This window comes from Streptomyces sp. NBC_00984, assembly GCF_045162475.1.
GTDB lineage: Bacteria > Actinomycetota > Actinomycetes > Streptomycetales > Streptomycetaceae > Streptomyces.
Window position 1 is genome coordinate 8,651,687 of the sequence record NZ_CP108734.1, and the last position, 23,003, is coordinate 8,674,689.

General features: G+C 69.3%; 22 protein-coding genes and 6 pseudogenes. 15 read left to right on the forward strand and 13 right to left on the reverse strand.

Annotated features, from left to right (window positions below):
• Positions 1-253: 253 nt before the first annotated feature.
• The gene (locus OG520_RS38630) at positions 254-868 is read right to left on the reverse strand and encodes a hypothetical protein (RefSeq protein ID WP_406016246.1); all 615 of its coding nucleotides are present in this window, start codon (positions 866-868) and stop codon (positions 254-256) included.
• 278 nt (positions 869-1,146) lie between these two features.
• Positions 1,147-2,037 (reverse strand): LysR family transcriptional regulator, encoded by an 891-nt coding sequence (locus tag OG520_RS38635; RefSeq protein ID WP_406016247.1) that lies wholly within the window; start codon positions 2,035-2,037, stop codon positions 1,147-1,149.
• A 248-nt stretch (positions 2,038-2,285) separates the two neighbouring features.
• Between OG520_RS38635 and OG520_RS38640 the strand changes: the two are divergent.
• From OG520_RS38640 to OG520_RS38670, 7 genes and pseudogenes are all read left to right on the forward strand, one after another.
• Positions 2,286-2,940, forward strand: a pseudogene (locus OG520_RS38640) (CatB-related O-acetyltransferase).
• Positions 2,937-3,872: a virginiamycin B lyase gene (locus OG520_RS38645; RefSeq protein WP_406016248.1), complete on the forward strand. Its 936-nt coding sequence runs from the start codon at positions 2,937-2,939 to the stop codon at positions 3,870-3,872. The pseudogene OG520_RS38640 and the gene OG520_RS38645 overlap by 4 nt, the downstream one beginning before the upstream one ends.
• Positions 3,869-4,216, forward strand: coding sequence for a YciI family protein (locus OG520_RS38650; RefSeq protein ID WP_406016249.1), 348 nt, complete (start codon positions 3,869-3,871; stop codon positions 4,214-4,216). Before OG520_RS38645 ends, OG520_RS38650 begins: the two co-directional genes overlap by 4 nt.
• A gap of 151 nt (positions 4,217-4,367) precedes the next feature.
• Entirely contained in the window at positions 4,368-5,303 is a 936-nt protein-coding gene (locus tag OG520_RS38655) for a GNAT family N-acetyltransferase (RefSeq protein WP_406016665.1), read from the forward strand.
• A gap of 632 nt (positions 5,304-5,935) precedes the next feature.
• Positions 5,936-6,088, forward strand: coding sequence for a hypothetical protein (locus OG520_RS38660; protein ID WP_406016250.1), 153 nt, complete (start codon positions 5,936-5,938; stop codon positions 6,086-6,088).
• A 975-nt stretch (positions 6,089-7,063) separates the two neighbouring features.
• Positions 7,064-8,608, forward strand: coding sequence for an FMN-binding glutamate synthase family protein (locus OG520_RS38665; protein ID WP_399336783.1), 1,545 nt, complete (start codon positions 7,064-7,066; stop codon positions 8,606-8,608).
• Between the two features lie 376 nt (positions 8,609-8,984).
• On the forward strand, positions 8,985-10,700 hold the full coding sequence (locus tag OG520_RS38670) for an IS1182 family transposase (protein ID WP_331748400.1): 1,716 nt from the start codon (positions 8,985-8,987) through the stop codon (positions 10,698-10,700).
• Positions 10,701-10,731: 31 nt separating this feature from the next.
• On the opposite strand, the pseudogene OG520_RS38675 reads toward OG520_RS38670, so the two are convergent.
• Together OG520_RS38675 and OG520_RS38680 are read right to left on the reverse strand one after the other, a co-directional pair.
• A pseudogene (locus OG520_RS38675) lies at positions 10,732-10,977 on the reverse strand (TniB family NTP-binding protein); the annotation flags it as partial.
• 433 nt (positions 10,978-11,410) lie between these two features.
• Positions 11,411-12,058 (reverse strand): helix-turn-helix domain-containing protein, encoded by a 648-nt coding sequence (locus OG520_RS38680; RefSeq protein WP_406016251.1) that lies wholly within the window; start codon positions 12,056-12,058, stop codon positions 11,411-11,413.
• A gap of 114 nt (positions 12,059-12,172) precedes the next feature.
• Between OG520_RS38680 and OG520_RS38685 the strand changes: the two genes are divergently transcribed.
• Positions 12,173-12,838: a hypothetical protein gene (locus OG520_RS38685; protein ID WP_406016252.1), complete on the forward strand. Its 666-nt coding sequence runs from the start codon at positions 12,173-12,175 to the stop codon at positions 12,836-12,838.
• A 95-nt stretch (positions 12,839-12,933) separates the two neighbouring features.
• A complete protein-coding gene (locus tag OG520_RS38690) occupies positions 12,934-13,788 on the forward strand; it encodes an MIP/aquaporin family protein (protein ID WP_406016253.1) in 855 nt (284 codons plus the stop codon).
• Positions 13,789-14,012: 224 nt separating this feature from the next.
• Here OG520_RS38690 and OG520_RS38695 read toward each other — a convergent pair whose 3' ends face one another.
• A complete protein-coding gene (locus tag OG520_RS38695; protein WP_406016254.1) occupies positions 14,013-14,165 on the reverse strand; it encodes a hypothetical protein in 153 nt (50 codons plus the stop codon).
• Between the two features lie 97 nt (positions 14,166-14,262).
• Positions 14,263-14,382, reverse strand: a pseudogene (locus OG520_RS38700) (transposase); the annotation flags it as partial.
• Positions 14,383-15,127: 745 nt separating this feature from the next.
• Here OG520_RS38700 and OG520_RS38705 point away from each other — a divergent pair.
• Positions 15,128-15,940 (forward strand): phytanoyl-CoA dioxygenase family protein, encoded by an 813-nt coding sequence (locus OG520_RS38705; RefSeq protein ID WP_406016255.1) that lies wholly within the window; start codon positions 15,128-15,130, stop codon positions 15,938-15,940.
• A gap of 132 nt (positions 15,941-16,072) precedes the next feature.
• On the opposite strand, the pseudogene OG520_RS38710 reads toward OG520_RS38705, so the two are convergent.
• Positions 16,073-16,728, reverse strand: a pseudogene (locus OG520_RS38710) (transposase); the annotation flags it as partial.
• Positions 16,729-16,857: 129 nt separating this feature from the next.
• Here OG520_RS38710 and OG520_RS38715 point away from each other — a divergent pair.
• Positions 16,858-17,214, forward strand: a complete 357-nt coding sequence (locus OG520_RS38715) for a nuclear transport factor 2 family protein (protein WP_406016256.1) — start codon at positions 16,858-16,860, stop codon at positions 17,212-17,214.
• A gap of 45 nt (positions 17,215-17,259) precedes the next feature.
• Here OG520_RS38715 and OG520_RS38720 read toward each other — a convergent pair whose 3' ends face one another.
• Positions 17,260-18,240 carry a threonine/serine dehydratase gene (locus tag OG520_RS38720; RefSeq protein ID WP_406016257.1) on the reverse strand — a complete coding sequence of 327 codons (981 nt, stop codon included), beginning with the start codon at positions 18,238-18,240 and terminating at the stop codon, positions 17,260-17,262.
• A gap of 75 nt (positions 18,241-18,315) precedes the next feature.
• Positions 18,316-18,525, reverse strand: a pseudogene (locus tag OG520_RS38725) (IS256 family transposase); the annotation flags it as partial.
• Positions 18,526-18,596: 71 nt separating this feature from the next.
• On the opposite strand from OG520_RS38725, the gene OG520_RS38730 reads away from it, so the two are divergent.
• Entirely contained in the window at positions 18,597-18,905 is a 309-nt protein-coding gene (locus OG520_RS38730; protein WP_406016666.1) for a transposase, read from the forward strand.
• Here OG520_RS38730 and OG520_RS38735 read toward each other — a convergent pair.
• Positions 18,841-19,803: an amidohydrolase family protein gene (locus OG520_RS38735; RefSeq protein ID WP_406016258.1), complete on the reverse strand. Its 963-nt coding sequence runs from the start codon at positions 19,801-19,803 to the stop codon at positions 18,841-18,843. The genes OG520_RS38730 and OG520_RS38735 overlap by 65 nt on opposite strands.
• Here OG520_RS38735 and OG520_RS38740 point away from each other — a divergent pair.
• The 3 genes from OG520_RS38740 (at position 19,735) to OG520_RS38750 (ending at position 21,283) form a co-directional block, all read left to right on the forward strand.
• Positions 19,735-20,301: a LysR family transcriptional regulator gene (locus OG520_RS38740; RefSeq protein ID WP_406016259.1), complete on the forward strand. Its 567-nt coding sequence runs from the start codon at positions 19,735-19,737 to the stop codon at positions 20,299-20,301. The genes OG520_RS38735 and OG520_RS38740 overlap by 69 nt on opposite strands.
• Before the next feature lie 51 nt (positions 20,302-20,352).
• Positions 20,353-20,529 carry a helix-turn-helix domain-containing protein gene (locus OG520_RS38745; RefSeq protein ID WP_406016260.1) on the forward strand — a complete coding sequence of 59 codons (177 nt, stop codon included), beginning with the start codon at positions 20,353-20,355 and terminating at the stop codon, positions 20,527-20,529.
• Between the two features lie 109 nt (positions 20,530-20,638).
• Positions 20,639-21,283, forward strand: a complete 645-nt coding sequence (locus tag OG520_RS38750; protein WP_406016261.1) for a TetR/AcrR family transcriptional regulator C-terminal domain-containing protein — start codon at positions 20,639-20,641, stop codon at positions 21,281-21,283.
• A 203-nt stretch (positions 21,284-21,486) separates the two neighbouring features.
• On the opposite strand, the pseudogene OG520_RS38755 reads toward OG520_RS38750, so the two are convergent.
• The 3 genes and pseudogenes from OG520_RS38755 to OG520_RS38765 all read right to left on the reverse strand — a co-directional run.
• Positions 21,487-21,804: pseudogene (locus tag OG520_RS38755) on the reverse strand (carboxymuconolactone decarboxylase family protein); the annotation flags it as partial.
• A gap of 71 nt (positions 21,805-21,875) precedes the next feature.
• Positions 21,876-22,043 (reverse strand): hypothetical protein, encoded by a 168-nt coding sequence (locus OG520_RS38760; protein ID WP_406016262.1) that lies wholly within the window; start codon positions 22,041-22,043, stop codon positions 21,876-21,878.
• A gap of 7 nt (positions 22,044-22,050) precedes the next feature.
• A complete protein-coding gene (locus OG520_RS38765) occupies positions 22,051-22,992 on the reverse strand; it encodes an alpha/beta hydrolase (RefSeq protein WP_406016263.1) in 942 nt (313 codons plus the stop codon).
• Positions 22,993-23,003 lie beyond the last annotated feature (11 nt).

Genomic DNA, 23,003 nt, shown 5'->3' on the forward strand with positions numbered 1-23,003 from the left:
ACCTCGCCACCCCCAGATGGACAAGGGAACCGGTGCCGGCCGACGGCTGACCACTCCCTTGCCCCTCCTCCGCGTCGCCGATGGCGACGCGGAGGCCCCATGCAGTCCTTGCAGCGTCTGGACGAGGGTCGCCTTTTCCGGCCAAGGGCTCGGCAGGTGTCCTCAGCGTCACCGCGCTGGACATGGAGGTGGACGCCGAGTGCATCTGCCGCCACCACGGCCGCGGGCGACGCCACCCTGCCGGGTGTCTCGCTCAGTTGGCGCGTCGAGTTCTGGCTCCGTCGCTTTCGAAGTCGTAGACGGTCCGGTTGATCCGCAGGCCGTCGACAGCGCCGATCCACATGTGGTCGCGGCCCTTGCCTACCGCGGCGGTGTGGACAGTCGGCTGCGCGCCGCCGTCGTTGAGTGCGGTTTTCAGCTGCTGGAAGGTGCACACGGTGGTCTGGTTGCAGACGGTCACCGTCCCGGCGTTGCCCGTGAGGAACCACCGGCCGGTCGTGGTGGCATCCAGGTAGGGACTCCAGCGGTCCGTCATCGGGGAGGGGCGCGGCACCCACACCATCGAGGAGTAGATGGTGGCTGGAGCCGCGGTGGGATTCGGATTGACCTCGAACCTGATGTTCGGCACGTTCCCCGGGCCGCCGTAGGTGACGTTCTCGGCGGTCTGGAAGACGTGGAAACCGATCCGGTTCAGTCCCCATACCGGGTCGCCGTAGAAGTCGACCTCGTTGCCGAAGTCGATCTTCTCACTTGCCGGGGTGAGGGAGGTGGAATGGTCCGCTACCTCGATTCCGAGACCGCCCTGCCCGTGGAGCGGCCTCGCGGAGGGGCCCTGCGCGCCGAACGAGCCGAACGGGCCGTTCCGCAAGGCGGCAACAGGGGAGCCGATCGTGTTTCGGGTGATGACGCCCCAGTCGTCGGTGGAAGTCCGAAAGCCGACCTCGAAGCGGAGCCGCGGCGCGCTAACCGCTGCTCCGCCGACCCTCGCGCCGGCCGCAAACCTGAGCATCTCGCAGCGCTGCACGCCACCTGGCCGTGCCGTCCGCAAGCCCCGCCGAAGCTCGCGCCGGCCGGCGGCCGGAGCGACCGATCGCGGACGGGGCGAGGGCAGACGCCAGCACATCTCTCACGCGTGATTGCGTTCCTTCAGTCCGTCGCCGCCTGGGCGAGTGCACGTACCAGCGGGGTCGCGCGGTCCGTGCGCCAGATCAGGGCCCACTGGACGGGCGGGGCATCGTGGAGGGGGAGGTAGACGACGTCGGTCTGCGCGTTGTAGCGCCGCCCCTCGTCGGGGACGGGGCAGACCGCGTCGCCTGCCGCGACGAGGGCAAGGATCTCGTAGAAGGTGGTGACGGCCGGGCCACGGCGGACGGGGCGTCCGGCCGGCGTGCGGGTCGGCAGGACGCTGGTCTCCCAGTAGGTGGGTATGGGGCCTTTCAGTTGCGGGACGATGTGGTCGCCGAGTACCTCCATGCTCACCGACTCCTGTCGGGCGAGCGGGTGGTCCGCGGCCACCATCAGGTTGAGCGGCTCTTCGCGCAGCACCACACCGACGGTCAGGTCCGGCTCTCGGACCGGCAGCCAGGTGGTGACCGCGTCGATCTCGCCGGCCCGCAAGGCTCCGAACGGATCGCTGAAGAATACTTCCCGGAACCGGAGTTCGGCGGACGGGTGCCGGGCCCGGAAGCGGGTCAGGACCGGCGCCATGTCGTGCATCTGTGCGCCCATGACCCCCAGCGTCAGTGTGCCGGCCGATTGGCGGGCGACGTTGATCACCTCCGCCAGGGCTTCTTTGGTGCCCTCATATGCCGGCTTCAGCCGCTGGAGCAGCACCTCTCCGACGGGAGTCAGCCGTACCTGGCGGCTTGTGCGCTCGAAGAGCTGGGCGCCAATGGCGCGTTCCTGCTTCTTGATCGCCTGGCTGACACGGGCCGGGGAAACATGCAGGCGCTCGGCGCTGCGGCCGAAGTGGAGCTCCTCCGCGAGCGTCAGGAAGATCTCTATGTCCCGAAGTTCCATCTTGTCCCCCGATTCCATTCTGGTCCTCGGAATCGTAAACGTCTGGGTTAACGATCATAACCAGATGAGCCGTTGCTTTTGGGCTGCCCCCCCAGCATGCTGGTGACCGGGCCGGGAGGCTTCCCGCAGGTGACAGGAGCCGGCGCGAGGCGGCAGGAATTGCCCGCTCAAGTCGGCCGACTGCCGGGAAGGCGCGTACCTCATCGTCCGTGGGGCCGCGCCGCCCAGTGCTCGCTCGCCGCGAACCCCCTTGGAGAGATACCCGCGTGACACCTGATCCGAGCACCGTCCACCCCCTGCCCGCCCACGAGAGTGTCGTCTTCCTCAAGCCACTGGTCGACGGGACGAACGTCGTGGCGGGTGACTTCACCTACTACGACGACCCCGACGGCGCGACCGACTTCGCACAGCGCAACGTGCTGTACGCGTACGGTCCGGAACGGCTGATCATCGGTAAGTACTGTGCGATCGCGACGGGCACCCGGTTCCTGATGGCGGGCGCCGACCACCCGTCAATGGGGGTGTCCACCTTCCCTTTCACCATGTTCGGCGGGGGAGTGGACCGAGCGGACTCTCGACCTCGTCACCGGCATGCCCAGCCGAGGTGACACGGTGGTCGGCAACGACGTGTGGTTCGGATACGGAGCCACCGTGATGCCGGGGGTACGGATCGGCGACGGTGCGGTGATCGCGGCCGGAGCGGTGGTCACCGCCGACGTGCCGCCGTACACCGTCGTGGGCGGCAATCCGGCCCGGACGATCAGACAGCGCTTCGACGACGGCGACATCGAGCGGCTCACTCGGGCCGCCTGGTGGGACTGGCCCGTCGAGCTGATGACCAAGCACGCCCGGACCATCATGGCGGGATCCCCCAAGGACATCGAGCGCATCGCCGCCGCCGAAGGTCTGGAGCAGCAGTGACGCCCCGAACCGTCGAGGAGTACGCGGTGTCCGACCGCGAGGGCGGCCCGTACGCGCTCACCACGGGCCCGGACGGCGCGCTGTGGTTCACCCTGGTGCACAGCGGCAGGATCGGCCGGCTGGTCCCGGGACAGGAGCCGACCAGTCATCGACTCGCTCCGGACAGCGGTCCGACGGTCATCTGCAACGGGCCGGACGGTGCGCTGTGGTTCACGCAGTACCGGGGGCACCGGATCGGGCGGATCACGCCCGCCGGCCAGGTGACGGAGTTCGCGCTGCCGACCGCGGAGTGCGGTCCCTTCGGCATCGCGGCGGGGCCGGACGGTGCGCTGTGGTTCACCGAGACCGCCGCCGACCGCGTCGGCCGCCTCACCACCGACGGATCGGTCACGGAGTACCCGCTGCCCCGCACCGGCGCGTTCCCCTCCGCGATCGCCGCGGCCGGGGACTCGATGTGGTTCACCATGAACCAGGCCAACGCCATCGGCCGTATCGGCATGGACGGCCGCATCACGGTCCACGAGCTGCCCACCGAGGCGGCCGCACCGGTGGGGATCGCCGTGGGCCCGGACGGAAGTGTCTGGTTCACCGAGATCGCGGCCGGTCAGATCGGCCGGGTGACACCCGACGGCCGCATCACCGAGTACCCGCTGCCCGACCGCTCCGCCAGGCCGCACGCCGTCACGACCGACGCGGACGGAACGGCCTGGTTCACCGAATGGGGTGGGAACCGAGTCGGCTCGCTCACCTCCGACGGCACGGTCACCGTCCATGACCTGCCGACCCCGGCCTCCGAGCCGCACGGCATCACGGTGGGCCCGGACGGCGCCCTGTGGACGGCCCTGGAGACGGGCGCACTGGCCCGCATCGAACCGGCCACCACCAGAACCACCCTCACCACCAAGAACACCGAACAGAGGAACACCTCATGAAATACGCCCTCGTGATCTTCGAGACGGATGCGTCCCGCGCCCTGATCCAGGCCGACCGCGCCGCCTACCGAAAGGCGTACGAGACCTGGATCGGCGAGCTCGCGGCAGCGGGCAAGCTGGCGGGCGGGGACGCCCTCGACACCGAGCACCAAGGCCCTGTCACCGTGCGCAGGACGGCGGACGGGTCCGCGGCGGTGACCGAGGGTCCCGTGCACAGCGGCGAGGAAACCCTCGGCGGCTGGTTCGTGCTGGAGGTGGCCGACCACGCCGAGGCCATCGAGCTGGCCCGCGGCTTCCCCACCCCGGAGGCGCTCGAAATCCGCCCGATCCTCGAATCGGCCTGAGCAGCATGCGGCCCTCGTGCCTGTCCGGCGGATCGGGGTCGGACAGGCCCTGGACGCCCACGGCACGGACACCCGGCGTGCCCGGCCGGCACGACATACCAGACCCGGAACGCTGTATCCCTTCACAGGAGTTGATTTGAAACCGACATCGGTGAGCTACCGGCCGCTGACCGGCCCCGAGGAGATCGATCTCTTCTGCCGGCTCTCCTACGTCCTCGACCACGAACTGACCGAGGACTTCGCCAACGGCTGCCGCCGCCCCGAGTGGGCATGGGTGGCCCTGGACGGTGACCGTCTCCTCGCCCGGCTCGCCTGGTGGACGACCCCGGGCGGTGACGTCCCGCTGCAGTTCGACTTCTTCGACATCGACGACACGCTGCCCCGGGCCGACCGCGACGAGATCGGCCTGCGGCTGTTCGAGACGGCGACGGCGACCGTCTTCCCGGCGGGCGCGAAGCTGCCGGAGTACGGCCGCTTCGTCCCGCCCGACTGGCACGAGGACCCCGCGGCCCGCGAGGTGGTCGAATCCCGCACGCGCGTGCTGGAGAGCACCGGAGCACGGCTGCTGGTCGAGCGCCTGCGGCTGCAGTGGACCCCGTCGTCCCTGCTCCCGGAGTCCGGGGGGCGTCTCGTCTTCCGTCCGGTGGCCGACCGTGAGGACCTCCTCGCCCTGATGACCCCGGTCATGGAAGGCACCCTCGACGCCCACGGCCAGGCGGACCTGGCATCCGGGCTGACCCCGCGCGAAGCGGCGGAACGGCACTACGACGGAGAGTTCGCCGGGTTCAAGAGCCCGCACGAGTGGTGGCGCATCGCCGAACTCCCCGATGGGGGAGGTCCGGTGGGCTTCGTGGTCCCCGCCCGCAACAGCTACCACCCGATCATCGCGTACATCGGTGTCCTGCCCGCACACCGCGGCAACGGCTACATCGACGAGATCCTCGCCGAGGGCACCCGCATCCTGGCCGCCGAGGGCGTTGACCGGGTCAGGGCATCGACGGACCTCGGCAACGTCCCCATGGCGAAGGCCTTCGCCCGCGCCGGATACGTCAACTTCGAACGCTCCCTCAACCTGGTCTGGGACTGACCGTGCCGCGGGCCTGACCCGCGATGCGGATCAGGCCCCTGCCACAAGGCCGTCACGGACTCAGCGACTGACCGCGGTCTCCCGTTCGATGCATGACAGCTTCTCGGGATTGCTCACGCCACGGAGCCCGGTGATGAAGCCGACGTCGATGCGCATCGCCACGATCGTGGCGATCGCACCGCTCCTCTGGCGGCTTCGGGTCGTGCAATCGCAGATCACGCAGGTCTGGGCCGACTCCGCCTACGCCGGCCAGCTCATCAACTGGTCCGACGACTTCCTCCACATCACGCTCAAAACGGTCTCCCGGCCCCGCGGAGCGAAAGGGCCTCCGCCGCCACCCTCGCCGCCACCCTCGCCGCCGCCCCGGCCGCCGGCATGCCGGGCTACCGGCAGCTCAAGCACACCGCCTTCGCCAAGAAGCTGCGCATCGCCACCCCGAACGCATCGACGAGGCCGGCTTCGTCCGCATCGGCGGCATCGACCAGTGGATCTCGGTGCGCGGCGAGGACCGTCTCACAACCCGGTGGTCCTGGAGATCCTCGGCGACCCCGGCGCCTCCCACCTCGCCTTCCTGCCACGCACCCGCAGCTGGGAGAAGCACTTCACCATCGTGTGCTGGGACCACCGCGCCGGTGAAGGACTTCACGCTGATCGACGACGCCAGCCACTTGGCCTCCTTCCGCCACTCCGACCGGTTCCTGGAGCTGATGCTCACCAAGGTGTGCCCGGCGGTCACCGGCGCGCGGACCACGTACCGGCCGGGCCAGTCCGCGTCTGCCGCCTGACAGCCGACGCATCCGCCCGGACGGGGCCCGCGCCCGGCGCGGCCCCGTCCGGGCGTGAGCCCCGGATACCCGGCGGGGCCGCCCACGCACCGCGCTCTGAATTTCACCCGGTGGGCAGGGGCATGCCTCTCCTCGCGTTCGGTCCGGGGCGTCGTGTTCCCCGGGGAAGTCATGAGGATCAGGTCTCGGAGGCGTCGCCGTCCGCCTGCCGGCCCAGGCGGCGCAGCAGCAGTTCGGCACGGATGAGCGCGGCGACGAAGGCGACCGCGCCGATGAGCACGACCCGACCAGGCGATGGCCTGCCACGGCGATTCGGTACGGAACACGTGCGGGGCGAACGCCGCCATCAGGATGGCGGCGTTCACCCGGAAACGGCGGGCGATCACCACCTGAACCCGGCCCGGGGTCCACCGCTGATCTTCGAAGCCACGGGCGGCCGGGCCCCTGCCCAGTTCCTCCTTCAGCACTCCAAACTCGGCAACCGAGATCCTCGGTACCTTCGCCGGCCCGGCGGAACGCAGGGCCTTTGGACCACCCTCCCGCCAAGCCCGACGCCGGCGTACCACCGAACGCTCGCTCACCCGCAACTCTTTCGCGATCACCGCGTCTTCCCACCCGCCGCGAACCGCCCGCCGGCCTTCAGCCGCACCTGTTCACGAAACGCCCGCCGCTCAGCAGTTTCAGGCCTCCACCCTCCGCACACCGCAATCCCACCGGCATGCCACAAGGGTCACCAACAGTCACCATCCGACGACAGTGAGGGAACCTCGGTAACAAGCCCTACTAGGGAATGCCAGCGGCGCAGCCGGTCTCACACACCCTGCCCCGTCCGCCCGTCCGCGAGACCTCTAACATCATGTGGCGTTTCGTCGTCGGACGCCGATGCCTGCCTGGCCGTGTCCGCCGCCCAACGCCCACGACGTCCGCCGCACAGCGATGGAGTCGGGTATCAAGCAGCCGAGGAGAGGAACGTTCATGCGCGCTCGGAGCATCGGCGCAGCCGCCGCAACAGCATTGGCGCTGGTGGCTGCCCGCGACCTCGTCCAGAAGAAGCACGCACTGCTCAGAAACTTCCCCGTGATCGGGCACGCCCGGTACCTGTTGGAGACGATCGGGCCGGAACTGCGCCAGTACGTCGTGACGTCCAACGAGGAAGAGCGCCCGTTCAGCCGTGACCAGCGCACCTGGATCTATGCGTCGGCGAAGGAAGAGAACAACTACTTCGGGTTCGGAACCGACGTAGACGTCGAGCATGTGCAAGGGCACGCGTACGTGAAGCAGCGGACGTTCGCCGGCACGCTGCCCGATCTGCACGACCCGCAGGCCCCGCTGCCGTCGGCCAAGGTGCTGGGCGGCCCGCGCGGGCGCGCCAAGGCGTTCCGGCCCGCAAGCGTCGTGAACATCTCGGCGATGAGCTTCGGATCGCTGTCCGGCGCGGCCATCACGGCGCTCAACAAGGGCGCGGCGCTGGCCGGCGCGATGCAGAACACGGGCGAGGGCGGCCTCTCGCAGTACCACCGCAACGGCGGTGACCTCGTCCTCCAGCTAGGGACGTCGTACTTCGGTTGCCGCAACGAGGACGGCACCTTCAACCTCGACAAGCTCAAGGACGTGGTCACAGGCGCCCCGGTCAAGGCAATAGAGATCAAGCTCTCCCAGGGCGCCAAGCCGGGGCTCGGTGGGATGCTGCCGGGAGCGAAGGTGACCCCCGAGATCGCCAAGATCCGCGGCATCCCGGCCGGCAAGGACTGCGCCTCTCCCTCTCGGCACACCGCGTTCCACGACGTCGACTCGATGCTCGACTTCGTGGAGCTGCTCGCTACCGAGACCGGTCTGCCGGTCGGGATCAAGAGCGCTGTGGGGGAGATGAGCTTCTGGCAGGAGCTGGCCACGTTGATGGCTCGTGGTGATCGCGGGGTCGACTTCGTGACCATCGACGGAGGCGAGGGCGGTACCGGGGCGGCTCCCCTGATCTTCACCGACTCGGTTTCGCTGCCGTTCCGGATGGGCTTCTCCCGCGTCTACAGCACGTTCGCCGAGCGGGGTCTGACCGACGACCTCACCTTCATCGGCTCCGGCAAGCTCGGCCTGCCCGAGAACGCCGCCGTCGCCTTCGCCCTGGGTGTCGACATGATCAACGTCGCCCGCGAGGCAATGCTGTCCATCGGCTGCATCCAGGCGCAGAAATGCCACACCGACAAGTGTCCCACCGGCATCGCCACCCAGGACCCGTGGCTGGTGCGCGGCGTCGACGCGCCCTCGAAGGCCACCCGGGCCGCTGTCTACCTGCGCACCCTGCGTAAGGAGCTGCTGAAGGTCTCGGGGGCTGTCGGCGTCGCCCACCCGGCACTCATCACCACCAACGACATCGAGATCATGAACGGCGACTACGACGCCCGCACCCTGGCGAGCGTCTACGGCTACAAGGACGGCTGGGGCGAACTCGGCCCGGAGCTCGCCCAGGAGATCACCGCGCTGCTCACCACCAAACCGACCCCTCTCCGGAAGCCTGCCGGCTGACGCCTGACGAGTTGCCGGTGCCTGATCTGCGAGGTCGGGCGGTACGGGGCGGTCGGCCGGCTTCGCCAACCCCGTGGCGGACACCGTGGCGGATCGGCGTCGCCCTCGGTGAGGCCGAGGCGGCCGAGTGCTGGTACCAGCCTGTGCGTACAGGCGGTTGATCTGTACGGCGTCCTCGAACCAGGGTGCTTCGCGGAGGACGCGCTTGCCCAGCTGCCGGTCTGCGGGGAGGTGGTGCCTGCCGCCGAGCAGCCAGTCCGTGAGCTTTGCGACGGACGGTGACTCTGCTGCGCAATTCCGTGCGGGGGTGAAGGTGGGCACGGGATGATCGTCTGTACGGTCGTTGTCCTGTCGTGCGGCCGTGGGGGTGGTGTGGATGTCGATGCGGCCGGAGGGGCTGCCGGAAGTCCCGGAGCAGACCGTGATGGTGGCGCGGGCGGCGTTCCCGCAGGGGAGCCTGGCGATACGGGTGCGAGACCGGCTCGCGGAGGTTTTCGCGGACGAGCCGTTCGCGTCGGCGTTCGGGGTGCGTGGGGCTCCGGGTTTGTCTCCGGGGGTGTTGTGCCTGGTCACGGTGTTGCAGTTCGCCGAGGATCTGACCGATCGGCAGGCCGCGGCGATGGCGGTGCGGGCGATCGACTGGAAGTACGCGCTCGGGGCGGAGCTGACGGACACCGGCTTCGATGCCAGTGTGCTGAGCCGGTTCCGTTCCCGCCTGTCCGACAACGGCATGGAACGGGTGGTCTTCGACCGTCTCCTTGAGTACTGCGTGGAGGAGGGGCTGGTCGCGGCCGGGGGCAGGCAGCGGACCGATTCCACCCATGTGATCAGTGCGGTGCGGGACTTGAACCGCCTCGAGCTGGCCGGGGAGAGTGTGCGGGCGGCGCTGGAGGCCCTGGCTGTCGCGGCGCCGTCGTGGCTGGCCGGGCAGGTCGATGTCGCCGAGTTCGCTCACCGGTACGGGCCGCGGGTGGACGGCTGGCGCATGCCCGCCTCGCAGACGAAACGCGACCGGCTCGCGCAGGTCTTCGGCCAGGACGCGCTGGCGTTGTGCCGGGCGGCCTGGTCACCCGGCACACCCCCATGGATCCGTGAGATCGAGTCCGTACAGATCCTGCGGCAGATCCTCGTCCAGACGTACTACCTGAGCACCGACACCAGGGGACGGGAGGTGATCAAGAAGCGGGCCGCCGACGACGAGGGTGTCCCGCCCGGTCATCGCCGCCTCGCCTCCCCCTACGACGCGGACGCACGCTGGGCGGCCAAGGGCGAGGGCCTGTTCTGGATGGGCTACAAGGTCCATCTCACCGAGACCCGCGACACTCCCACCGAAGCCGAAGCCGAAGCCGAAGCCGGTGTCCGGGCGGCACCGAATCTGATCACGGACGTGTGCACCACCGATGCCACCGTGCCCGATGTGAAAGCGACCGCCCCGGTCCAACAGCGCCTGGCCGAGCACGGCATCAGGCCCGCCGAGCACTACCTCGACTCCGGCTATCCATCCGCCGACCTCATCGCCGCCGCGCTGAAACAGGGCACCCGTATGGTCACCCCGGTTCTGCTGGATCATTCCGCCCAGGCCAAGGCCCACGCCGGCTTCGACAAGAGCGCCTTCATCATCGACTGGAGGGCCCGCCAGGTCCGCTGCCCCGCCGGCAAGACCAGCGCGCACTGGAACCCCGTGAAACAGCACGGAACGGACGCGATCGTCATCACCTTCGGCGTCCGCACCTGCCGCCCCTGCCCCTTCCGCGACCAATGCACCAGCTCCGCGAAAGGCCGCCGCATGCTCACCCTGCGCCCCAGAGAGCCAGAAGAAGCCCTCACCCAGGCCCGCGCCGAGCAGAAGACCGAGACGTGGAAGGCCAAGTACGCCCTGCGAGCGGGTGTGGAAGGCACTATCAATCAAGCCCTCGACATCACCGGCATACGCCGGGCCCGCTACCGCGGGCTACCGAAAGTCCGCCTCCAACACGCCTTCTCCGCCACCGCACTCAACGTGATCAGACTCGACGCCCACTGGACCGGACACGACCAGCATCACACCCGCAGCAGCCGGCTCGAACGCCTCGCCTACCGACTCACAGCCTGACCCAGGAATTGCGCAGCAGAGTCGAGGTCGGCCGGTGGATCTCGTCGATGAGGACGAGGCAGACACCGGCCTGGTTGTAGGTGTGGCAGACCGCGTCGGTGATCTGGGCCCGGGGTATACGGGTGGTGACGGGGATGCCGAGGTGGCGGGCGAATTCGGTGGCCAGGGTTTTCGCGGTGGCGCCGGGCGGGACGAGGACGTACGCGACCGGTACCGAGGCGTGTGCTGATCCGGGTGGCGGGGTGCGGTGGGTGTGGGCGAGGTGGCAGCTGCGTCGGTCGGCAAGCGCCGCCCGCTTCGGGGACAGCCCCCGCGCAGCCCGGTCCGGGGCCCGCGAACTGCCTGGAGCCCGCTGTGCGGGCAGGGACGTCCGGGTGGGCAGGGTGCGGGTGATCAGGTGCTGTTCGGTGGGTCGTGTCCAGGGCGTTCACCGCCGCCTGTGAGACGCTCGGGATCAGCGTGCAGCCCGCACCGCCGTTCGCGCCGACCGCGAAAAGCATCGTGGAGCGTACCTTCGGCTCGATCAACTCCCAGCGCCCCGAGCACCCGGACGGCCGGGCGTGCTCGATCCGCAGTGCGGGCGGAGTGGCGCGCCTGCCGCGCCTCTCGCCCCTGTTGGGAGCGCCGTGCCGGCCCGGACGGGCGCCTTCTCTCTGGCGGCGGGCAGGTACCTGCCCGCGCGGGAAGGCGACGTGCCGTGTCGCCAAGATTCAGCCGGCGGTGGTCGGGCGGTCGGCGGCGGTGATGAGGTCGTCGAACGTCAGTGGGACGCCCGGTGCCGCGGTGGCCGCGGGCTCGTCCGAGGACGCGGCGGTCAGGCCGTCAAGGGCCAGGTCGAGGTGGCGGTGGAGGAGGGAACCGTCCGGGTCGAGGCGGTCCAGGCCGCCCGGAAGGGGGCGGGAGAGCCGGATCGAGAGCAGGACGAGGTCGCCCATGCCTACGTCGCGGCGGAGCCGGCCGGTCTCGTGTGCGGCCTGGATCAGGGTTTCGACGGTGTCCGCGGCCCGAGTGCGGATGAGTACCAGCTCCTCGTCGACCACAAGGCCTTCGAGGAGTACGAGGATGGCCGCGCCCATCCGCAGGTCCGCCGCCGCGTGGACGAAGCGGCGTACCGCCGCGAAGGCGTCGTCATCCACCGCCGCGGCTGTTTCCGCAGCACTCTCCAGTCGCGTGAGCAGGTCGCCGGTCAGGTCCCTGACGAGCGCTTCCCGGTCCGGGTAGCGCCGGTAGAGCGTGGCGGGTCCGACGCCGGCCCGGCGCACGATCAGATCCAGTGGCGCGTCGAGGCCGCGTTCCAGGAAGACCTCACGGGCCGCGTCGAGAATCCGTCGCCTGCTTCGTGCCGCATCCGCCCTCATGGCACACCGCCTTTCGTCGCCCAACTCAATCGGAGAGTTTCTCTCCGCTATGCTATCGTCCTGAAGGCGGAGAAAATCTCTCCGCTTAAGGTTTCATCGTGAAAGGGGCACGCCATGAGCGGCGCGCTGACTGTTCGGACCGTGATCGACGGCACCGAGTACTCACAGGACGACATCCGCCGATGGGAGCTGGACCGCGCCCGCACCGCGCTCACCCTCCTCAAGAACCGGATCGGGGACGAGCTGATGCGTGAGCTGCTCACCGAGGACCTCCGGGCGGCGGACCGGGCGTTGGCACCGCTGCCGGGCGCCTCGGACGGAGCATGGCGGTCCGCCGTCACCGAGATGGAAATCGACGGGATCGACGCCGACGGATTCCTGACCTGGTGGCAGGGCCGGCTCGCGGACGCCGACCGGGGTGCGCTGCTCGCGGCCAACCCGGAGCACTACCTCGCCGACTCCGCCGACGGCGTGGTCGAGATCATCGAAACCATCGGCTCCGGACCGCTGCGCTTCTTCCTCACCTTCCACGAGGACGTCGCGATCGAGGGCGAAGGCCACGAGACGTATCCCGTCCGGATCGGCGGCACCGGCAGGCTCGCCGACGGAACCGAGGTCGCGCGCGTCATGCACGAGTTCGGGGACGGTCCGCGCGGCCTGCGCATCCGGCTGACGATCCAGTTCCCCGCGAGCGCGCCGGAGCACGTCTTCACCGGCCACAAGTGGCACTTCGCCTGCGAGTTCCTCAACTGGCTGGAAGCCGCACACGCAGCCCAGTGACGACGGCCGAACGGCGGTGGGGAACCCCTTGCGCTGCCGGGTTCCCCACCCCGCGGTCCCAAAGGCACGCACTCACACCATCGAGGTCATCCCTGATGCGGACCAGAAAGCCGCCCATGGATCCGGGCGCACCCCTCTCGGCGACAACCACCCCGATACGAGCGACCGCCGCCGGTCGAACCCCCACCGCCGACCTGCCTGTGCGCATCCTGCGGTGCGCGGCTCACGAGGTCGGTCTGACCGGATTGCTGCTCTTCCTTGTCGTCACTGCGGTGCGATGGCTGCTTGCGCCCGACTCACCCCTGGTCATCGCGAATCCCGACCTCGCCCTGGCCGTACTCGGCGCACTCATGGGAGGGCTGCTCGCCTTGCTCATCCAGTCGCCTTCCGGGCGGTATTCCGGCGGACATCTGAACCCCGCCGTCACCGTTGCCCTGTGGCGCCTGAAGGTATTTCCCGGGCGGGCCGTCATCCCGTACATCACCGCCCAGGCATCCGGATCACTGGCCGGCACGGCACTTGGCGGCCTTGCCTGGGGGACCACCGCCCGCCACGCCCCCATCGCCTACGCGGCCGTGGGACCCGCACCGACATGGAACGCCACCACAGTGTTCACGGCAGAGGCCGGAGCCATCGTCGCCGGGACGCTCATGCTCGGCGCCTTCCTCAGCCGCCCCTCCACCCGACGGCTCCTGCCGTACGCCGTGGGCCTGGCCACAGCACTCATCATCGCGCTGCTCGGTCCCTGCAGCGGCGGATCAGCCAACCCGGCACGGCAACTCGGCCCGGCGCTACTGTCCGGGAACACCACACATCTGTGGATCTACCTGCTCGCGCCGGTGATCGGCGCGCTCGTCGGTGCCGACATCTGGCGCACGGCCGTCGCACTCGCCCGCCGGGGCCGTACCCGCCACGCCCTTCGCTCCGCTCCCGACACACACCCCAGCTGACCCAGCCCCGGCCCCGGACTGCGACGCATGGTGTTCGGTGAGCGGGCAACGTGACCGGCAGGCCGATCGCGCGTGGCCCGGTCCCTCGGATTCGTCGGTCAGGCGTGCGGGCTGCGGGAGTAGACAGCGACCGCGTTCCGGTGAGGTGGGATCACCGGGTACGGCCGTGCCGATCAGCCCGGTGCGCGCGGGCACCTGCAGGCCGGTGAGTCAGGTAAGGCTGATCAGTTGGCGCGGTGGGCGGTGGGGGCTGTTCCGCAGGTGCGCTTGAAGGCGTACCTGCCTGGGATCGCGGACGTACGGATCTGCGGTGGCGAGGCGAGGTTGAGCGCCCATTTGGTGTCCTGTGTCTGCTTCACCACCCGCTCGTCTTCCATGGCCGGTGTGATCCCGAGGGCGTTACCCAACAGCCACTGCTGCGCGGCGACCCACTGGCCGGGGTCTCCGCCCTGGACGATGACATCGCCTACGGCCGAGCAGTTCGGGCTCGTCGTTGGCGACGCGCCGGGACAGCAGCCGACGGCCGCTCTCGTCGATCGCGACGCAGCGGTGGTGGGTCTTGCCTGCGTCGATGCCGGCCCGGATTGCGGCCATGGTGCCTCCGTGCGATGGGGTGTGTTGGTTCCTCCCGACGGACGACCTCGCTGTCGATTCCCTGCGCAGTGATCATTCGCAATTCCTCATTGGCACCCGAGTCGTCGTGGGACGTCGGGCGGCCAATCCATGGAAGCCACAAGCGGCAGAAGGATGAAAGCCACACCCGACGCCCCTGGGTGGGCCAACCATACGAAGGGCTCGCCCAGTCCCGTGAAAGAACCTAGGGAAGGTTGAGTGGTTGGTTCGGGGCGTCGCGGTTCGAGTGTGACTGCGCCCTTCAGCCGGCCTCTGAGCAGTTGGCCCGTCTGAGTGCCGGGCGTGGCCGACGAGAAGTAGTAACCGGCTGCTGCTCTTCAAGGGGAGAGCGAGGCGGGCCGACCACTGCCGCTCGACTCTCCGGGCTGCCTCGTGCATCCGACTTGATCGGGCACAAGATGTTGATGAGGCTCCCTGAATTCGGTCGGAGGTACTCACCTGTGCCCCACTTGATCCAGTTCTTGAACGAGTGGGGAGTATGGGCATCTGCGAGGGGCTTCGGTAACGGTCAGTTGGCGCTGTCCGCGTTCTCGGTGGCGACGGCGAAGACGCGGAGTGTTCGCCCGTCGTCGGCAATGTGGTCCTGTGGCCGCAGGGCGGTTGCTTCCGGTTCTCAGAAGGGCAAGAAGGGGCTCGGTGAACACCCGACAAAGGCGGTGCGGAGAATGTCGGGTGATCGGGACCGGTGTCGCCGCAGGATGGGGGCATGGATGACACGACTTTGGTATCCCGCTTCCTCCGCGACGGCTTCGTGAAGTTGGAGGGCGCTGTCGCGCCGCGCGTGGCCGCGGACTGCGCGCGGCTGCTGTGGCGAGAGACGGGCTGCGACCCGGACGATCCAGCGACGTGGACGCAGCCCGTGCACTGGGTGGCCGGCATGGCGCAGGGGCCGTTCGCCGCCGCACCCAACTCCCCGTCCCTGCAGCGCGCGTACGACCTGCTCGTCGGCGCGGGACGCTGGGAGCCGCGTTACTCGCTGGGCACGTTCCCGCTGCGCTTCCCGCACGAGGAGGAGCCGGACGACGCGGGCTGGCACATCGAGGGGAGCTATCTGCCGGAGGGCGAGAGCTGGTACTTCACAAATCTGCACTCCCGGGGCCGGGCGCTGCTGATGCTGTTCCTGTTCAGCGAGGTCGGTGAGGAGGACGCCCCGACCCGGATCCGGGTCGGCTCACACCTCGACGTGCCGAAGGTGCTGGAGAAGTACGGGGAGGACGGGGGAAGCGGGCTGGCCCTTGCGCCCGATCTGGTGGCAGCGTCCGACCACCGGCCACTCGCCCTCGCCACGGGGTCCCCGGGCGACGTCTTCCTGTGCCATCCGTTCGTGGTGCACGCGGCGCAACCGCACCATGGGGTGCGGCCGCGCTTCATGGCCCAGCCGCCGCTGATGCCGGCCGCGCCCTACGAACTGGAGCGGGCCGACGGCGCGTACTCACCCGTGGAGATCGCGATCCGTCGGGGCCTGGGACAGGACACCCCCGGTCCGGACGGGGACGGCACCGGCTGCAGCGCCGGGTAGACATGCTTCATCCGTACCTAGTAGGGCTTGGTCATATTGGTGTGAGGTCTGGCATGTCGCGGTGACAGGTGGGGCAGGCGCCGGTCCAGATCACGAGGAGTAGCTGCAGCTCGCGAACGACTCGGTAGAGGCTCAGGTCGACGCCGTCTCTTTTGGGGATCGTCTCAGTCGCTGCAGGGTGCAGAAGGCGTGGGCGACCGAGACGAGGGTGACGTGGTGGTGCCAGCCCGGCCAGGTTCGGCCTTCGAAGTGGGCCAGGCCCAGGGCCTGTTTCATCTCGTGGTAGTCGTTCTCGATGCGCCAGCGGAGTTTCGCGGTGCGCACGAGGACGGCAACGGGGTGGATTCGGGCAGGTTGGAGAGCCAGAACTGCGCGGGCTCGTCCTGGTCGGCGGGCCATTTGGCCGGCAGCCGGCGCATCGGAAGCCCGGTGGTGGCCGTGGCCTTGCGGATCTCACGTCCGGCGGGCCGGATCCGCAGGGCCACGAAGCGCGAGTACATGCGCTTGTGCCCGCTGCGGCCGCTGCCGGGCCGCGATCCCTCCCTCCACTGCACCGGACGCGCGGAAGATTTACCGGCTGCGATGACCAGGCTCTTCACCCTCTGTGCCGGCTCGGGGCAGGCAGGAACCGGCCGTCGGCCCCGGCCGGGGTGGGCCGGGGTGCGCGGCTGTGCGTCCTCGGGTTGCGCGGTGGTCGTGGTCGAGATGCCCACCATGTAGTCGAGACCGCGTTCTTCCAGGCCAAGCCGGAAGGCGGCGGTGTCCCCATAGCCGCCGGCGGCGATGACCTGGTGCCGCTGGTCCGCGCCGGCGCCTGATTCGAGAACGGCGTCTTGACCGAATGGGCAGACACGTGAGCCGCGTGTTCCTACGGTTCATCTCGCAGGCTGCCATCCGCCGGAGCAAAGGACAACACGATGGACGCGCACGCGGACCGCTCCCACCACGTCGTGCAACGGTACTTCCAGATGTGGAACACGGGCGACACCTCGATCGCTCCGGAAGTGCTGAGTCCGGACTGGGCCGACCATGCACACCCAGAGGTGACCGGACCTGCCGGCGTTCAACGTGCCGTCACGCATACCCACGCCAGCCGACCAGGACTCCGCTTCCACATCGACACGATCCTCGGTACCGACGATTTACTGTCCGCGGTCGGCGGCGTCGGCCACGAAAGTCGCCCCGGCACCATCGACAGCCATCTCATCTGGCTGATCCGACTCCTCGACGGTCAGATGGCCGAGATGTGGACCTACCGCCGGAGTACTCCCTGATACTGCTGATCCACAGGTCTTGACGATGCTCGCGGGCGAGCATCGTCAAGACCTGTGGATCAGAGCGGCACCGACCCAGCGGTGATAGGCGTCTACATCGACGTTGCTGCCGCACACGATAGTGATCACGTGTCGGCCGGCGAAGCGGTCACGGTCTTCGAGGATCGCCGCGATGCCGAGCGCGGCCGATGGTTCGACGACGAGGCCTGCGTGGTGGAGAAGCATCCGCATACCGGCGATGATCGACGCGTCCTGGACCAGGACGGCGTCGTCGGCGACCAGGAGAAGGTCGTCCAGGACAGCCGGGATGGGGCATCGGCCGGCGACGCCGTCAGCGATGGTGTTGGTCGAGTCGGTGGTGACGACGCGCCGTCGGCGCCATGAGTGTGTCATCGCCGGTGCGCCCAACGGCTGGACACAGATCACCTCGACTTCGGGCGCCAAGGCCTTCACTACATGCCCCACACCGGTGGCCAGTGCCCCTCCGCCGAGAGCGATCAGGACGGTGTCGAACGCCGGTACGGGGTCCACCAGTTCCAGGCCGATGGTCGCCGCGCCCTCGCAGGTCTCGATGTCCAGGCTGTCTTCGACCAGCCGGATGCCGTCATACCGGGCGATGGCCGCCGCCCGCTCGCGAGCCAGCTCGTGGTCGCCGTCCACCAGCTCCAGCCTGGCGTCCAATGCGCGGATGCGATCAAGCTTGGCCGCCGTCGCGAAGCGGGACGCCACGACGGAGACGTCGAGCCCCCGGCGGCGACCGGACCAGGCGAGGGCTTGGCCAAGATTGCCCGCACTGGCGCACACCACGGCTCGCGGGCCGTTGTCGGCGAGCAGGCTCGCGATGACCTCGGTGCCGCGGGCCTTGAAGCTGCGGACCGGGTTCGCCGTCTCGAGCTTGATGCTCACCGCGCACCCGAGGCGGGGCTCCAGGGCCTCGCAGCGGTACAGCGGAGTGTCGAGGAAAATCGGGTCGATCACCCGGCGGGCTGCCCGGATCCGGGTGGTGTCGAGACGCGTCTCCTGCACGGCACAGCAGCGTAGCGCCGCCGGCGGTGTTCCGTGGAGTGATTTGTCGAGAGCTGTGGTTCGGGTGACGCATGATCAGGCGCCAGCGGCCTTTGCGCGCTCGCCCAGGAGGCCGATCTCGAACGTGGTGCCCGCGCGGACGAGGGCGACGAGGTGGGCTCCGGTAACCGCGCGCCGGCGTGCCTGGGCGGATTCGACGAGGTTGGACACCATCGCGAGGGCTGCTGCAGGGCTGCAGGCGCCGCAGGTGACCTTGGTGCGGAGCTTGACGGTGGAGAAGGTTGAAGCTCTTCGTGATCGTGGACACCTGGAGACTGGAGTGTGAGGCCCAGAGGAAGCAGTGCCGGGTGGGAAGCATGTACACGAAGCGGTACTCGGAGGAGTGCAAGCGGGACGCGGTTGAACTCGTGCGGTTGTCGAGCCGGACGGTGACCGAAGCCGCCGGGGAGCTCGGGGTCCGCTCGGAGTACTTGCGGCGGCGGATGAAGAAGGCCAGCGCCGCGCAGGACACCGGATCGGGACCCGGTGCCGTGCGGACCGTCGACGACCGGGACGAGGAACTGAAGCGGCTGCGGAAGTTGACCGCCGAACAGGCATGTGTCAGCCCAGGCGCAGGAGCCGCTCAGCGTTGCTGTGGGCGATTTTGTTCAGGTCGGCGTCGCTGAGGGGGAGGTTGCGGAGGAACTCGGTGGCCTGGGTGCTCGACTCGTACGGGTAGTCGATGGCGAAGCAGATGTTGTCGATGCCGATGGCGAGGACGGCTCCCAGCAGTGCGCTGGTGGCGGTGACGCCGCTGGTGGTGATGTGGAAGTTGTCGATGAAGTACTCGGAGGGCTTCTTGGCCAGTTTCACCTCGGTGTCGACGTAGGGCAGCCGGGTGTCGATCCGGGACAGGTGGAAGGGCAGCATCTCGCCCATGTGGCCGAGGATGACCTTGGCGGTAGGAAATCGGTCGAACAGACCGCTGCAGATCAGGCGGAGCGCGTGGGCGCCGGTTTCGGCGGTCCACGCGTAGGTGGGGCCGATCAGCTCGGGGCGGCCTTCGAACACCGGCCAGCCCAGGGGTGCGCTGTTGGGGTGGAGATACAACGGCACGTCGTGTCCGGCGAGTGCTTCCCAGAACACCTGAAACTGTGGTTCGTCGAGGTAGTGGCCCAGGGTATGGCCGTTGACCAGAACGCCGGACAGGCCGAGGTCGTTCAGGGCCCGGTCGAGTTCGCGCACGGCGGCGGCCGGATCCTGCAGGGGCATCGCGGCAAGCCCCGCGAACCGGTCCCGATGCTCTTCGACGACGCCGGCGAGGACGTCGTTGGCCAGTTGCGCGTCGGAGACGGCAATGGCGGTGTCGGGTTGCATCTGCACGCCGGGCGTGGTCAGGGACAGCACTTGCATGTCGACACCGTGCTCGTCCATGTCCTTCAGGCGCAGTTCGCTGAACTCGGGCAGTCGGCGTTCCAGGTCGGCCAGTACACCGGGCCGGAACTTCGTCGGCTGGTGGAGGGCGGCTCCGGCGGTGGCCATGCCGGGTACGCTGAAGGCTTCCTCGAGCGCGATGATCTTCATGGTGGTTCCCGTCTTCCTCGGTCGTCGTGTCTCGGAGGGGGCGGAGCGCGCCGGATCGCCGCGGGGACCCGCACGGGCAGGCTACGGCGCCACCGTCCGGCACGTCGCCGTCCCGCGTGCGCGTCACTGGGGATTCGCTGCCGACCCCCGGGTCGGCCGAAGTGCCTCGCGGGTGAGGCCGGCGAGGGTGGGGTAGTCGTCGATCGCCATGATGATCCCCTCCGGCCACGTGGCGGAGCCAGCCACCAGACCGCCCTCCGCACCGTCGACGAAGCCGAGGCGCTTCCCACTGTCCTCCACAAAGCGCTGATCAGCCCATACGCACGACAGCGGCTCTCCCGCCTCCTGGCAGCCCGGACCTACCCCACCCTCACCGAAGCAGCCCGAGACCTCGGCATCCACCAGTCCACCCTGGTGATCCAGATCAACCGCCTCGAAGCGGACCTCGGACTGCCCCTCTTCGAACGAGCCGAACGACACGACGGTGAGACGAAATAGCCCGGCCAAGCGGTGAGACAACCGGAAGACCCCAGGTCGCGACATCGGGATATGCCACGAGCAGCGGCGAGAGCTTCGGAACTCGGGGTGACTGATCGCACCGTTCGACGGTGGGTTGCCGACTTCCGCCGACACGGGGAAGCCGGCCTCGTCCAGCGGCAAGTGCCGAGGCGCGGCCCTTCGGCAGGGCCGATGACCGATGGGTGGAGACCGCGCTGGAGATCGTGATCGCGCTGGCTGGACGACCGGTTTCCCGGTCGTATCTGATTACCTTCAGCCGGGTTGGAAGAATGCGAGCATTTCCTGGGCGGCGTCCGGCGACGTCGGCAATTCCTGCATGTCCGCAGACATCCGGGCGGCGGCCGGGTCGTCGAACGGTATCCCGCTTGGTAGCGAACCAGTCCTCGGCGGTGAGGTGTCGCTGCGCAAGGTCGCCACCGCGCTGGACGTCCGCCCGATGCGGCTGTACGGCTACATCGCCAGCAAGGAGGAGTTGCTCGACCTCATGGTCGACGCCGTCCACGCCGAGATCCGGCCGGTCGGAGACGGCTGGCGGGAGGTGCTCCGGTCTCGTGCCGAAGCCACTCGGCACGCCGCTCACGAGCACGAATGGCTCGCCGATCTACTGGGTGGCCGACCCCAGCTCGGGCCGCACGCGCTGGCCAGTGGGGAGATCGTGGTGGCCGCACTGGGCGACGTCGACGTGGACGCCATCATGCCGGTGGTCGCCGCAGTCAACGCCTACGTGATCGGCGCGGTGCGTCGGGAGATCGCCGAGCGGCGTGCCGAGCGGGGCGCCGGGATGGACGAGAAGCGTTGGCAGGACTCGCTCGGGCCCTATCTGGAGCGAACCTTCGCCACCGGCCGATCCCCCGCGCTGGCCACGGTGGTGCGCGATGCCGCCCACCTGGACGCCGACCACACCTTCCGGATCGGCCTCGACCTCCTGCTCGACGGCATCGAAGCCCGCATCTCAAGGTGACGCGCGGTCCCTCGCTGCGCCCTCCGGGCCGCAGCACCGTGCCGACATGCCGGGGCGGTGCCGAGCAGGATCCGGTGGCGCGTCACTGGCAGCGGCGGGTGCTGCGGGCGCTTCCGTCTGGGCGGCTATCGTGACGGCGCACATGAGCATGACGGTCCAGTCGGCGGCCCATCGGGGGAGGCTGGGAGTCGTCCAGGTCGGGCGGCGTTGCGGTCGTAGGCGATCTTCTTGAGCTGGTTGATCGCGGTCATGGCGTTGGGCCAGCCCGCGTAGAAGGCGAGGTGGGTGATGGCCTCGGACAGTTCCTTGGCGCTCAGGCCGTTGTCCAGGGCGACGCCCAGGTGGCAGCCGGGCTGCTCGGAGCGGTAGAGGGCGGCCGGCACGCTCACGGTGACCAGGCTGCGGTCGCGCGGGGACAGCCCGGGGCGCTCCCAGATGTCGGCGAAGAGGACTTCGTTCGTGACCTCGACGAGCTTCGGCGCAATGGTGGCGAGTTCCTGGGGTGGGGACTGCTTCGGCATGCGGTGACTCCTTGACCAATGCGGGGTCGGCCGACACGCCCGCCGCATACCCGCCCGGGACACCGAACGTGCTACCGGGCGAAGTCACCGCCGAGCTCGTGCACTTCCTCCAGTAGGTCGCGGCCACCCCTGGCGGCCATGTACGGGGCGCGGCAGACCCCTGCGTCGGCACGCTCCGTGTGGTGGGTGATCCGGCCGTTGACGGGCCGGACCGGGTCGGCTGACTCTTCCCGGGTCACCGCGACGTCAGGCCGGTTCGGGGTTCGGCCGCAGGGCCTCGACGAGTCCTCCCGCCGCGAACTCCATCGCGTCACGGCCTTCGTCCCAGAACGTGTCGAGACCGAAGAAGCCATGGAGCATGCCGGGGTACTCGCGCACCCGGGCGGTCACTCCGGCGCGCCGCAGAGCCTCGACGTACAGCGTGCCCTGCGGCCGGATCGGGTCGCACTCGGCGAGGACGACGGTTGCGGACGGCAGCCCTCGCAGGTCCGCGCCGAGCGGGCTAAACCGCGGGTCGCCGGCCTGCTGGGGCGTGGCCAGGTAGTTGCCGCGGAACCACAGCATCTCGTCGCGCGAGAGCACGACGTCCTCGTAGCGGTCGTCGAAGCCGCGCTCCATGTCGTAGGTCGTCACCGGGTAGATCAGCAGTTGGTGGCGTACGCGGACGGCGGTGTCCCCGCTCAGCAGTGCGGCGGCCACCGTCGCGAGGTTGCCCCCGGCGCTGTCACCGGCGACGGCGAGTCGGGCGGGGTCCACGCCGAAGTCGTCCGCTTGGGCGACTGCCCAGCGCACGGCCGCCACCGCGTCGTCGACGGCGGTGGGGAATCGCGCTTCGGGGCCGCGACGGTAGCCGACGCTGAGCACGGCCATGCCGGTGGCCAGGGCGAGCCTGCGGGTGATCGGGTCGTGGGTGTCGACGCTGCCGAGCAGCCATCCTCCGCCGTGGAAGTAGACGATGAGCGGAAGCGGGCGGGTCGACCCGCGCTCGGGTCGGTAGAGGCGGGCGGGGATCGTGCCGCCGTCGACGGGGAGGGTGAGGTCGGCGACGTACGCGACCTCGGGACGTGACACGTCGGCGAGTAACTTCGCGAGCACGGCACGGACTTCGCCGACCGAACGCTGCCGGTCCGCGGGGCGAGCGGCGTTCATCTCCGCGACGAGCTGCGCAGCCGTCGGGTGCAGGGACATGGGTCTGGGTC